General features: G+C 58.2%; 11 protein-coding genes and 1 riboswitch. Of the genes, 8 read left to right on the top strand and 3 right to left on the bottom strand.

All coding sequences use genetic code 11. The annotated features are described in order from the left end of the window. Window positions 1–16: 16 nt before the first annotated feature. Together AC6I79_RS00980 and AC6I79_RS00975 are read left to right on the top strand one after the other, a co-directional pair. The gene (locus tag AC6I79_RS00980) at window positions 17–958 is read left to right on the top strand and encodes a glutathione S-transferase family protein (RefSeq protein ID WP_136547232.1); all 942 of its coding nucleotides are present in this window, start codon (window positions 17–19) and stop codon (window positions 956–958) included. Window positions 959–969: 11 nt separating this feature from the next. Then, window positions 970–1,575, top strand: a complete 606-nt coding sequence (locus AC6I79_RS00975; protein WP_058759363.1) for an alpha/beta hydrolase — start codon at window positions 970–972, stop codon at window positions 1,573–1,575. Here the strand turns inward: AC6I79_RS00975 and AC6I79_RS00970 are convergent. Beyond that, entirely contained in the window at window positions 1,572–2,369 is a 798-nt protein-coding gene (locus AC6I79_RS00970; RefSeq protein WP_159378003.1) for a sugar phosphate isomerase/epimerase family protein, read from the bottom strand. The genes AC6I79_RS00975 and AC6I79_RS00970 overlap by 4 nt on opposite strands. A 106-nt stretch (window positions 2,370–2,475) precedes the next feature. Continuing rightward, on the bottom strand, window positions 2,476–2,853 hold the full coding sequence (crcB, locus tag AC6I79_RS00965) for a fluoride efflux transporter CrcB (RefSeq protein ID WP_021507890.1): 378 nt from the start codon (window positions 2,851–2,853) through the stop codon (window positions 2,476–2,478). Between the two features lie 91 nt (window positions 2,854–2,944). Continuing rightward, window positions 2,945–3,019, bottom strand: a riboswitch (Fluoride riboswitch). Window positions 3,020–3,126: 107 nt separating this feature from the next. On the opposite strand from crcB, the gene AC6I79_RS00960 reads away from it, so the two are divergent. Further along, entirely contained in the window at window positions 3,127–4,044 is a 918-nt protein-coding gene (locus tag AC6I79_RS00960) for a nucleoside hydrolase (protein WP_159378002.1), read from the top strand. Window positions 4,045–4,052: 8 nt separating this feature from the next. Here the strand turns inward: AC6I79_RS00960 and AC6I79_RS00955 are convergent, their stop codons facing one another. After that, window positions 4,053–5,081: a zinc-binding alcohol dehydrogenase family protein gene (locus AC6I79_RS00955; protein WP_125310450.1), complete on the bottom strand. Its 1,029-nt coding sequence runs from the start codon at window positions 5,079–5,081 to the stop codon at window positions 4,053–4,055. 135 nt (window positions 5,082–5,216) lie between these two features. Between AC6I79_RS00955 and AC6I79_RS00950 the strand changes: the two genes are divergently transcribed. From AC6I79_RS00950 to AC6I79_RS00930, 5 genes are all read left to right on the top strand, one after another. Next, the gene (locus AC6I79_RS00950) at window positions 5,217–6,119 is read left to right on the top strand and encodes a GntR family transcriptional regulator (RefSeq protein WP_498027518.1); all 903 of its coding nucleotides are present in this window, start codon (window positions 5,217–5,219) and stop codon (window positions 6,117–6,119) included. Between the two features lie 171 nt (window positions 6,120–6,290). Then, on the top strand, window positions 6,291–7,643 hold the full coding sequence (locus AC6I79_RS00945; protein WP_021507894.1) for an MFS transporter: 1,353 nt from the start codon (window positions 6,291–6,293) through the stop codon (window positions 7,641–7,643). Window positions 7,644–8,043: 400 nt separating this feature from the next. Continuing rightward, window positions 8,044–9,417 (top strand): glycosyltransferase family protein, encoded by a 1,374-nt coding sequence (locus AC6I79_RS00940; protein ID WP_159378001.1) that lies wholly within the window; start codon window positions 8,044–8,046, stop codon window positions 9,415–9,417. 13 nt (window positions 9,418–9,430) lie between these two features. Then, window positions 9,431–10,705: a glycosyltransferase family 2 protein gene (locus AC6I79_RS00935; protein ID WP_159378000.1), complete on the top strand. Its 1,275-nt coding sequence runs from the start codon at window positions 9,431–9,433 to the stop codon at window positions 10,703–10,705. Next, window positions 10,705–12,111, top strand: coding sequence for a radical SAM protein (locus AC6I79_RS00930; protein ID WP_021507897.1), 1,407 nt, complete (start codon window positions 10,705–10,707; stop codon window positions 12,109–12,111). Before AC6I79_RS00935 ends, AC6I79_RS00930 begins: the two co-directional genes overlap by 1 nt. Window positions 12,112–12,143: the final 32 nt, after the last annotated feature.

Genomic DNA, 12,143 nt, shown 5'->3' with positions numbered 1-12,143 from the left:
TTAGAGGAGCAGAGCGATGTTGGTAAACGGTAAGTGGAGCGCAGAGTGGCATCCGGTTCAGGCCACCGATAAACAGGGTGGCTTTGTACGCCAGACTTCCAGCTTTCGTCACTGGATTAGCGCCGATGGCAGCAGCGAATTTGCCGCCGGGCCGGATCGCTATCATCTGTACGTCGCGCTGATCTGCCCGTGGGCCTCGCGCACGCTCATTGCACGCAGCCTGAAAGGGCTGGAGCAGATTGTCAGCGTGTCGGTGGTTGAGCCGCAGCTTGGCGCGCAGGGCTGGCGCTTCGGCGATTATCCCGGTGCCGATCGCGACCCGCTGAACAACGCTGAGTATCTCCACCAGCTGTATACGCGCGCCGACGCCGACTTCACCGGGCGCGCCACCGTGCCGGTGCTGTGGGATAAAAAAACCCAGACCATCGTTAACAATGAGTCGGCGGATATTCTGCGCATGTTCAACAGCGGCTTTGGCGATCTGGCAGACAACCGGCTCGATCTCTACCCTGAGGATCTGCGCCCGGAGATCGACGCGCTGAACGCAACGATCTACCCGCGTCTCAATAACGGCGTTTATCGCACCGGTTTCGCTACCACCCAGGTGAGCTATCAGCAGGCGTTTAATGAGGTGTTTGAGCAGCTGGATGAGCTGGAGCAACGGCTGAAAGATGGCCGCACTTTTCTGCTGGGTGAACGACTGACCGAAGCCGATATCCGCCTGTTCGTGACCCTGATACGCTTTGACGTCGCCTATCACGGCCTGTTCAAATGCAACCTGCGCCGCCTGCGCGATTACCCGCTGCTCGATCGTTATCTGAAGAGTGTGCTGGCGGTCTCCGGCGTGCGGCAAACGGTGAACATCGACCACATCAAACAGGGCTATTATTCGATTAAAGCGCTGAATCCCAACGGCATCGTGCCAGCGGGACCGGATATGGCGGACTACGGTTTTTAAGGAGCAGGGCAATGGCAAAAGCGTTAGTGGTGTTTTTACATGGCGTCGGCAGTAATGGCGCGGATTTGGCGGTGCTGGGGCAACACTGGTCAGCGCTGCTGCCCGACGTGGCATTTGCCGCGCCCGATGCGCCCTTTCCCTTTGAACACGCCATGGGCTATCAGTGGTTCAGCCTGACCGGCATCACGCCGGAAAACCGTCCGGCACGCGTACGGGCTGCGCGCGACGCCTTTGACGCCACGCTGCAGCAGCTGATGGCGCAGCACGCGATGGCCGGCGCGTGGCAAAAGGTGATTCTGGTGGGATTCTCGCAGGGCTCGATCATGGCGCTGGATGCGCTGGCCTCCGGACGCTATCCGCTGGCTGGTGTGGTGGCCTTCTCCGGTCGCCTGGCCTTTGACGAGGCGCTCACGCCGCCGCCGCATGCCTCCGCGCTGCTGATTCACGGCAAAGCCGATGAGGTCATCCCGTTCAGCGAAACCGTCTCCGCCGCGCAGCGCCTGCAGAGCGCGGGCGTCGCGGTCACCGCACAGTATGAACCCACCACCGGTCACACCATTTCCAGCCACGGCGCGATGCAGGCAGCGGCCTACATCGCCCAGTGCCTGCAGGATTAAGGCCAGTAGCGCTGCAGCGCCTGCCACGCCTGACGCGCGGCCGCTTCCGGCGGCTGTGCTTTGAGGCGATCGTTAAAAACTTCGATGCCCACCGGACCGCGATAGCCTGCACTTTTCAGCTTATCGACAAAGCGTTCCACTTCAATGATGCCGTCGCCGGGCAGTAAGCGCTGATGGCGCGCATAATCACTCAGCGCCTGCTTTTCCTGCGGCGGCATCTGCGCCATATCACACAGCTGCACTTCATAAATGCGGTCGGCCGGAATGCCGTCGAGCTGAGAGGCATCGCCACCGCGTGCGCAGATGTGGAACAGATCGACCACCAGCCCGATATTGGGCTGATCCAGCCGCTGCAAACGCTGCCACGCCAGCGGCAGCGTATTGTCGACGCTGCACCACGCCATCGGTTCATACATGATGCGCATGTTATAGCGCGCGGCTTCCGAGGCCAGCCAGCGCAGATCTTCATCAATGCGCTCCGCAACGCAGTCTTCGCGCGTGGTTGCCGGCGCCTGAATGGTATCGCAGCCCAGCGATTGCGCGACGCGAATGAAATCACGCAGTTCGGCGCGCTTTTGCAGCCGTTCGCTGTCCGGCGCGCCGGTAAAGTCACGCAGCACCTGCAGATTGGTAAAGCCCAGGTTCAGCTGCGCGGCCAGCGCCGCCGTGTGCTCAGTAACCTCTTCCCGCCACATTTCAACCTGATCGAACCCGGCGGCACGCGCCGCCTGCAGCTTTTGCGCCGATTCACCGTTTAACAGCACCAGGTTAAGGAATTTCGGGTTTGCAGACATCAACAGCTCCTTAATCATCCGGATAAAGCGGTGACAGAGGCTGTGCGCCACCCGCACAGCATCCTGATCAGTATCCCCCTCTTAAGGGTGATTTCAAGCGTGTCGTTTAGCCCAGCAGGTTCACCACGGCGAAACCGGCAAAGGTCATCAGCAATGAACCGATGACATGCACCATCACGCTCGACATTGCCCACAGGTATTTTCCTGATTGTAGCAACACCACGATCTCGGCCGAGAAGGTCGAAAACGTCGTCAGCCCGCCGCACAGGCCGGTGACGATCAGCAGTTTCCATACGGGATCGATGTGCGGATTGCGCACAAACCACGCCATCGCCGCGCCAATAATAAAGCCACCGACCAGATTAACGATCAGCGTACCTGGCGGCAGGTTGGGGAATAACGTATTGAAACGCAAAGAGATAAGCCAGCGCAGCGTGCAACCGATGGCACCACCGATCATGACCGCGAACAGCGACTTCAGCATAGTCTGGAGCTCCTGAATTGAGATACGCGCAGGGCCGCGGCAGGACAGAAACTACACCTGACACACCGCCGTCTCCCGCGCAGGGATAAGCAAGTTGCCAGGCGTCATCAGCCGTCTGTAACCAGAGGGCGGTTGGGTAAGGTGGCACGCCATCACCTCAGAGGCACGATAATACGCTGGCGCGGCGGAGGTGACAATATTCACCTGCCGTCAGCGTATCGTCGGGAACAATTATGTTTTACCGTGGCAGACATCATCAGCGAGGAGATTCCGATGCGTACCCTGATTTTTGATACTGATATCGGCGTGGATGACGCCTTTGCGCTGGCGTATGCGGCGCGCACGCAGCAGCTGCTGGGCATCACCACGGTGTTTGGCAATGTCGCGGTTGGCCAGGCGGTAAAAAACGCCCGGCTGTTCTGTGCAAAGATGAACATCAGCGCGCCGGTGTATCGCGGCTGTTCGCGTCCGCTGGCGCTGGCCCCTTCCGCACCGGCCATCCTGCACGGCGCAGACGGTCTCGGCGATGCCTTCGATAACCCGTATAGCGATGTCGCCGACAGCGCGGTACAGTTCATCATCGACAGCGTACGCGCGCAGCCGCACGCGATTACCCTGGTGGCAATCGGGCCGCTGACCAATATCGCCTGTGCCATCAACCAGGCGCCAGACATCATTCCGCTGGTGAAAGAGCTGGTGATCATGGGCGGCGCGTTTGGCACCGACGGCCACGCCGGCAACGTGACGCCGTTCGCTGAGTTCAATATCTGGAAAGATCCGCATGCCGCCGATCAGGTGCTGGCCTCGGCGCTGCCGGTGGTGATGCTGCCGCTGGATGTGACGCACAAGGTGCTGATCAGCGGAGAGGAAGTGCGCCAGCTAAATCAGCCGGTGTTAAGTGCCATCTGCCGGCCTTATCTGGCTTACAGCCTGCAAAAAGAAGGATTTGATGGCATGGCGCTGCACGATACCCTGACGCTGTCGTGGCTGGCGCTGCCGCAGGCGTTCAGCGTGACGACAGCGCCGGTGCGCGTGGTGACCGAAGGCATCAGCCGCGGCCAGACGCTGCAGCGCGTGAGCAACCTCGCCTCGCGCGACGATCCGTTCGCCGGCCTGCGCGCCCAGCGGTTGTGTCTGGGCGTCGATGCCGAGGCGGTACGGCAACATTTTTTTGCCACGCTGCGCGCCTGACACTCTCTCTAGCGGGCGAAATGGATGACGCCTTTGATCAGCTCAGGGTTGTTGATCACCCCGGGCTCAAAAGTCTCGGCCAGCGTCGAGAAGTCGTAATGGCGGTTGAGCATCATATCGGCCCGCAGCTGACCGCTGGCCATCAGGGCGCGCACTTTGTCGAAGTCTTCCCGCGTGGCGTTGCGGCTGCCCAGCAGCGTGGTCTCCTTTTTGTGAAACTCGGTGTCGGGGATCACCAGATCGCCTTTGTGCAGGCCAACAAACACGATGGTGCCGCCGTGACGAATCAGCTGCACGGCGCTGTTCATCGCCGCCGGACTGCCGGTGGCGTCAATCACTTTGGCGGCCAGCCGCCCGCCAAACTCTGCACGCAGCGCGGCGATAAAATCATCGGCCAGCGGATCGATCGTCGCCAGCTGCAACTGCTGCGCAACGTGCGCGCGCCGCTGAGCGCTGGTATCGGCCACCACCACCTGTGCACCGGCTGCGGCGGCAATCGCCGCGACGCCCAGGCCAATCGGTCCGGCCCCGACCACCAGCACCTGCTCATCGGCGACCAGCGCCGCGCGTCGCACCGCATGGGCGCTGATGGCAAAGGGCTCGATCAGTGCCGCTGCTTCAGGCGCCACATCGTCAACCGCCAGCAAATTAGTGTCCGGCACGCTGAGAAACTCGCAAAAACCCCCGTCCTGATGCACGCCAATCACTGAAATCTGTTCACAGCAGTTGGTTTTGCCGCTTAAGCAGGCGTCGCAACGCTGACAGGCCACGTAAGGAATCAGCGCCACGCGCTGCCCTGGCTGAAATCCCTGCGCCGCCGCGCCCAGCGCCACCACTTCACCGCACAGCTCATGACCGAGCACGCGCGGATAGGAGAAAAACGGCTGATTGCCGGCCCAGGCGTGAATATCGGTGCCGCAAATGCCGGCGGCAATCGGTTTGATCAGGACTTCGTGCGCGGCAGGCGTCGGTACGCTGCGCTGCTGCCACACCATGCTGCGCGGTTCGGCGACCACCAGCGTTTTCATGTTCGTCATCGTTTCCTCCTGGGCTGTTCACGCAGTTATGGCGAAAATCGACCGCGGCGGGAGGTTGCGCTGTGCGAAGTGTGAGGCAGCGCGATTTTTTTGGGCTTTGTGTGGTTTTTAATGCATAAAAAACCGGAGGGCCGTATGAGCCGAAGCCAGAATCTGCGCCAGAACGTCATCAATCAAATGCTGGAAGCCATTGCCCGCCGCCATGTGCGCTCGCCGTTGCCTCCGCAGGCAGCGCTCGCCGAGATGTTTAATATCAGCCGCACCACGGTGCGCCACACGCTGCAGCATCTGCATCAGCGCGGCGTGCTGGAAAAAGTGGCTGAGACCTACGTCATCGTGCGCGATCCCTGCGAGGAGGATGGGTTTAGCGTACTCAGCCCACCGATCGACCAACAGGCGGTGCAGTTTGAGCAGGCGTTTTTTAACCTGATTAACCAGCGTTTGCTGATGCCGGGCGATAGCTTTACCGAGCTGCAGCTGGCGCAGCAGGTGCGGGTCAGCCCGGTGGTGGTGCGCGAGTTCCTGCTGCGCTTTATGCGTTATAACCTGCTGGAACCGGTTAAGCGCGGCCACTGGCGAATGAAGAAATTCGATCAGGAGTACGCCGAAAAGCTGTTTGAACTGCGCGAAATGCTGGAAACGCACGCGCTGACCCGCTTTCTTAACCTCGCCGCCGGTGATGAACGCTGGGTGCAGGCGCACGATCTGCTGGATCGTCATCGCGCGCTGCGCGACACCATCGCCAGCAACTACCGCCAGTTTGCCGCGCTGGATAAAGAGATGCATACGCTGATTCTCTCCGCCGCCAACAATCCGTTTTTCAACCAGTCACTGGAAATTATCTCTGTGATTTTTCACTCGCATTATCAGTGGGATGAAAGCGACCTGAAACAACGCAACATCGTCGCGCTGGAGGAGCATATGGCGATTCTCACCGCGCTCATCAGCCGCCAGGATGTGGACGCGCTGTGCGCGCTGCATGCGCATCTCAGAACCGCCAAACACTCAATGATCCGCTCTATCCGGCAGTACAATTAAAAACCGATTAAAAACCACAAAGCATAAGCGCCCGCACGAATCAGAAACATGTTTGCAACATCTCCCGCGGTTTACTTCTAGTCTCGAAGGCAGCCCCTTAGGGCAGCCCGTTTCGCTGCCGCAGGAACCCCAAGACTGATAACGATAAGTACCCGAACCTGGGAGGTTGCAATGGAAAATACATCAACACGCGGCGGCACCACCGCGCCAGCACCCGAGCACGCCGGGCAGGATTATGTGCCGGCGCGCGCCGATGTGGTGCGCTCTCCGCGCATCCGTAAGATTCAAATCACCGCCATGCTGTTGCTGCTGTTCGCCGCCATCATCAACTACCTTGACCGCAGCTCGCTGTCGGTAGCTAACATGACCATCCGCGAGGAGCTGGGCTTATCGGCCACCGAGATTGGCGTGTTGCTGTCGGCGTTTTCGCTGGCCTACGGTTTAGCCCAGCTGCCGTGCGGCGCGCTGCTCGATCGCAAAGGCCCGCGCATTATGCTGGCCATCGGCATGTTCTTCTGGTCACTGTTCCAGGCGGCGGCCGGGCTGGTGCATAACTTCACGCAATTTGTGCTGGTGCGCATCGGGCTGGGCATTGGCGAAGCGCCGATGAACCCGTGCGGCGTGAAGGTGATCAACGACTGGTTCAACATCAAAGATCGCGGTATGCCGATGGGGATGTTTAACGCGGCGTCGATGATTGGTCTGTCGGTGGCACCGCCGATTCTGGCGGCGATGATGCTGGTGATGGGCTGGCGCGGCATGTTTGTCACCATCGGCGTGCTGGGCATGTTTCTCGCCATTGGCTGGTATCTCACCTATCGCGACCGGGATAACAACAAGCTGAGCGGTGAAGAGATTCACTATCTGCAGGCGGGCAGCGTGGCGTCACGCAAAGAGCCGCTGAGTTTCGCCGAGTGGCGTGGGCTGTTTAAGCAGCGCACCATGTGGGGCATGATGATTGGCTTCAGCGGCATCAACTATACCGCGTGGCTGTACATCGCCTGGCTGCCGGGCTATCTGCAGTCGACCTATCATCTGGACCTGAAAAGCACCGGCCTGCTGGCCGCCATTCCTTTCCTGTTCGGCGCGGCGGGCATGCTGCTCAACGGTTACGTGGTGGATGCGCTGGTGCGTCGCGGTTTCGACGCGGTGAAAGTGCGCAAGGTGTCGATTGTCAGCGGCATGCTGCTCTCCGCCGCCTTTACCACCTTTGTGACGCGCGCCACCGACACCACCAGCGCGGTGACGCTGATTGGTATGGCGCTGTTCTGCATTCACTTTGCCGGTACCTCATGCTGGGGCCTGATCCACGCTAACGTCACAGCGCGCATGACGGCGTCAGTGGGCAGTATCCAGAACTTTGCCAGCTTTGTTTTCGCCTCTTTTGCGCCAGTAATTACCGGCTGGGTGCTGGATACCACCAAATCGTTCAGCCTCGCGCTGATGATATGTGCTGGCGTCACGGTGGTCGGCGCGCTGGCTTACCTGCTGCTGGTCAGAAAACCGATCACCGATGGGGTGTAACACCAGGGTTTCTGCTTAATGCTCTTCTCCGGGTGCGCAGGTTATGCGCACCCTTTCTTCATCCGCCCGCCACACCTATTCCAGCCGCCGCGTTATCGCCTGATTCTGCATCTGATCAGATAAATTAAACTGCATGATGGCAATTACTATCCAGCACTATTAAGCCCGAAATAAGGAAAATATACTGCTAAACACGCCGGTAATAGTTATTATTTTAAGACAAAACTCAAAGACGAATATTATAAATTACCACCCTCAGTGCATTATTATCCATTAATGCATTAACGAAGGTTAATTAATTAGCCACAGTAAACTTTTGTGGATTAGATCAAAGTTTGACCGGATAATTTAACTTACCGTTCAGTCACTATTAATGTTCAGGTATGAGCGTGGTGACCAAATGGATTTACAACGCAAGGCCCTTTTTATCTCTTTTGATGCCGTGGCATTATCGGGTATTACGGTAGAAGCCACTAAAATTGCCGTTCGTTTACGCGAGCAGGGAATCAACTCCTTTCTTGATATCGGCTACGACATAAAAATTGATAAGGGAAACTTCGGACGCCCCTATTCCGAAAATGAAATTAATTCGCTAAAGCATCATTTTACCTTAGTCCGGCATGATGAAATCCGTCAGGTGGAAGGTTATAACCCGGCCTTCCTGCAATATATTCATGACGTACTGATTAATCATAGCCAGACGCTGGATGCCGCCGCAGAAAAAATCCTGGTGCAGCAGACGGAAAAGATGGCACAGGCGGTGGCAAACGCGCTGTGCGCAAAATGGCAGGCGCTGGATATCAATTATTTAATCATTGAGAACGGGACGCTGCCGGATAATATTATTTTTACCCGCGCGCTCTATCTGGCGATTGCGCAATACGGCGCCGCTAAACAGCTCGGCCGGTTTGTGTTGTGGCGCGACCATGACCTGATGTGGAACAGCGAATCCACTTCATCGCGTTACGGCAGCGCGCCCTGGCCACATGCCGTCAGGCCGCAGCCCTCGCCGCATATTACCTACGTCACGCTGAACCAGGCACTGGCCTCACAGCTGGCGGCCTGGTGCGAACATCAGGTCGAAATCGAGGTGATGCGTAATACCTATCCTTTTGACCCGAGCCATCCGCGCAAAGATTTACGCCGCCAGTTTGGGTTGCTGGCGCAGGACAAGGTGATTGCCCGCACCACGCGAATTATTCCGGCTAAGCGACTCGATCGGGATATTCACCTGTTGCATGCGCTGAACAGTGAACTTATCGCGCAGCATCAGCCACAGCGCGTTTATTTAATGGTCGCCGGCGATCCGCTGGAAGACAGCGTGCATTATCACGCATTGAAGCAGTTAATTAGCCGGTTCCAGCTGGAGCGTTACGTCATCTTTTTTGGCGCGTTAAATCACGACTTCATGGAGCGTAATCCACAGGCCACCACCATTCAGGATCTTTATCACGCCTGCGATGTGGTGTCGTTTTTAACCGCATGGGATTACGACAGCTACGGTAATCCGATTGGCGAGGCGATCAGCCATCAGCGTTGTTATATCGCCACCCGCTATGAATATTATCACGAGGTGTATGGCCAGTACGGTTTTGAAGGCGAACTGATGGCGATTTCCGCCAGCCATGATGGCCTGCCGGATGCCGATTTTATTCAGCGCGTCAGTGCCTTATTACAGGATGACGCACGCCGCGACGCCATCGCCACGCGCAATTATCAGAAAGGAAAATCCCTGCTGTCGGATCACATCTTCCGGCAGATATTTAATGTGTAGTTAAGGAGTGACTATGGATAACCGTTGTTTTATTTCTGTCGTGCTGCCGGTTTATAACGAGGCAGCACGTATTAACGCGGTGCTGGAATCAATATTGCAGCAGCGTTCACCCGGCGGATTGTTTAATTTTGATAATCTGGAAGTGATCATGGTGGATAATAATTCCACCGATAATTCGGTCGCGCTGATTGAAGCCTTTGCCGCGCAGCATCCGCAGCTGACAATTCATCAGCTGCAGGAGACGGTGCAGGGCGTCTCTTCGGCGCGGAAAAAAGGCATGGATTTCGCCTCACAGCGCGCCGGTCTGCGCGACGAGGCCAGCGGTTTTCAGCGCAAGCACTACATTCTTTCGGCCGATGCGGACTGCACCGTTGATGCGCTGTGGATCGACGAACTGGTCGGCACCATGATTGCGCAAAACGGCGATCTGGGCACCTGTAACTACTACTACGAAACCGCGGATTTCCACGAGCGCCCGCGGCTGTATACGGAGATTGATAAAACGCTGCGCTGCCGCCACGCTTCCTTCTCCCTGTTTGGCGGCTTTCCGGACGGCAAAGGCTTTGGCGTCGAAAAGCAGCTGTACGACGAAGTGGGCGGCATCGAGATTTTTTACCAGCTGAAAAACGGTGAGTTTGTTGAACATCTGTCAGACGACTGGGATTTTGGCATCAAGGTGATCGCCGCCGGCGGCAAACCGGTGTATGCGCCCAACTCCCGCGTGCAGATCAACAGCCGCCGGGTGGATAACCTGCTGCACGAAGTGATTGAAGGTGTGGCCTACGGCCATAACGGCACCATCATCATGAAAGATGTGCGACCCACGCTCACCGCACTGACGCCGTTCACCGATGTCAGCGCAGAGCAGGCGCAGCAGGCGTGGCACTACTCGATTAAAGATTACGTGCCAAAAAATCTGGTGCTGCCGGTGCTGCTGAATCCGTCGCTGCTGCGCGACAACGCCGCGGTGATTAATTTCTTCACGCCAGAGGTGGCTGAACGCCTGTTCGCCCGCATTCACAGCATGATGCAGGAGATGAGCGTGACCGATTTCCTGCCGATTCACAGCTACAAAACCCCGGCGTTTCGCCTCTATTTTGAATTCCGCCATGAGCTGTTTGCCGCGCTGCGTCGTGCCGTCGGCGCAGAGATTGGCGAGCCACCGCCGCTGCCGGCCTGCTTTGCCCAGGTGACGGAAAATGATTTCGCCCGCTTTGTCTGGTATTACTGCGAAGATCGCGAATCCGGTGAGGCGCATAACTACTTTGCAAACGGCGGGGTATTCTGATGCGTGCTGCCTGGCTGCAATCCCTGCAGGATATCGATCGTCACTATCCTCGCCCGGCCATATGCGAGGTGCTTAGCCGGCCGGAAAACGCCGATTTGCTGGAATACGTGGTGCATGATCCTTTTGGCTGCCATGTGTTTCCCGGTGATATCGACGATTTTCCGCTGCCGAATTTTTTCCGCGCCATGCAGCACAGCCTGAGCCATGCGCCGCAAATTCATCTGTGGGCGTATATCCCCACCTGCCGCTACAAGTGCCACTTTTGCCAGTTTCCTACGGTGATTGTAAATCCGCAGTCGCCGCGCGCGCCTGAGCTGTTCCGCGATATCGTCGATCGCAACATTCAGGAGGCGAAACTGTGGCTGGCGCAGTTGCCGGCGCTGGGTGAAGTGCCGGTGGGTGAGTTCAACCTGTTCGGCGGCACGCCCTCGCTGCTGCCACCGGATGAGCTGCGGCGCTTAATGGATTTTTACCGCAACCATTTCAACTTCCGCGAGGCCACGCTGCGCTTCGAAGGCGAGCCCGGCACGCTGACGCGCGAATTCCTCGCGCAGCTGCGTGAACTGGGCTTCAGCAAACTGTCGTTTGGCGCGCAGTCATTCTCAGACCGCCTGATCAAAGGCTGTGGTCGCCTGCACAGCGCGGATGCCTGCTACAAGGTGATTCGTGATGCGCGCGAGCTGGGCTTCGCCCTGGTCAGCGTCGATCTGATGTATGGCCTGCTGGGACAAACGGTGGATGACGTGCGTGACGATCTGCAGCAGGCGCGCGCGCTTGACCTGTCGCATCTGGTGTTCACCAAGCTGCACATGAAGCCGTTCGCCGAGAGCCGCACCGGCGTGTCGGCGGAGGGAGAAAATGCCTGGCAGCGTAAGAATGCGGCGATGCCCAGTCTGGGTCAGCAGTATCAGATGCGCGCGCTGGCCGAGCAGTGGCTGGATGGCGATTACCTTGAACATCCCACCATGTATTTCCACCATCGCAGCGCACCGCCGGAGAAGTGGAAAGCGATCATTACCGATCTCGACCAGCAGGCACCGGAAGTGGCGATTGGCCTTGGCGGCAGCTCCAAATGTGCCGGCGCGGAGCTGATTAACCTGACCGACTACGCCGATTATCAGCGCGCACTGGATAACGGTGAGCTGCCGATCGCCTCGGTGCGCGGTATGTCGCCGGATCAGCAGGCCATCAACGGCTGCAAGATGGCGCTGTCAACGCTGATTCCGCTCGACGATGTGCTGTTTCAGCAGAAGTTTGGCGTCAGCCTGTTTGCCCAGCCGACCATCGCCCGTGCGCTGCGTGAGTTGCAGCAGCGCGAGTTAGTGCACAGCGATGGCCGCTACGTCACGCTCACCCCCGCCGGCCGCGTGCTGGTAGAAGCCATCATCAATACCCAGTTCGACTAAACCGCCCTTACCTCTCAACGGCACGCGACGGC

Source organism: gamma proteobacterium symbiont of Scutellera amethystina (genome assembly GCF_059730845.1).
Note: the sequence above shows the minus strand (reverse complement) of the source record. Positions and strands in the feature narration are given on the sequence as shown.

Coding starts and splice junctions, on each gene's coding strand:
- AC6I79_RS00980 (WP_136547232.1), top strand. CDS start 17: ATGTTGGTAAACGGTAAGTGGAGCGCAGAGTGGCATCCGGTTCAGGCC.
- AC6I79_RS00975 (WP_058759363.1), top strand. CDS start 970: ATGGCAAAAGCGTTAGTGGTGTTTTTACATGGCGTCGGCAGTAATGGC.
- AC6I79_RS00970 (WP_159378003.1), bottom strand. CDS start 2,369: ATGTCTGCAAACCCGAAATTCCTTAACCTGGTGCTGTTAAACGGTGAA.
- crcB (WP_021507890.1), bottom strand. CDS start 2,853: ATGCTGAAGTCGCTGTTCGCGGTCATGATCGGTGGTGCCATCGGTTGC.
- AC6I79_RS00960 (WP_159378002.1), top strand. CDS start 3,127: ATGCGTACCCTGATTTTTGATACTGATATCGGCGTGGATGACGCCTTT.
- AC6I79_RS00955 (WP_125310450.1), bottom strand. CDS start 5,081: ATGACGAACATGAAAACGCTGGTGGTCGCCGAACCGCGCAGCATGGTG.
- AC6I79_RS00950 (WP_498027518.1), top strand. CDS start 5,217: ATGAGCCGAAGCCAGAATCTGCGCCAGAACGTCATCAATCAAATGCTG.
- AC6I79_RS00945 (WP_021507894.1), top strand. CDS start 6,291: ATGGAAAATACATCAACACGCGGCGGCACCACCGCGCCAGCACCCGAG.
- AC6I79_RS00940 (WP_159378001.1), top strand. CDS start 8,044: ATGGATTTACAACGCAAGGCCCTTTTTATCTCTTTTGATGCCGTGGCA.
- AC6I79_RS00935 (WP_159378000.1), top strand. CDS start 9,431: ATGGATAACCGTTGTTTTATTTCTGTCGTGCTGCCGGTTTATAACGAG.
- AC6I79_RS00930 (WP_021507897.1), top strand. CDS start 10,705: ATGCGTGCTGCCTGGCTGCAATCCCTGCAGGATATCGATCGTCACTAT.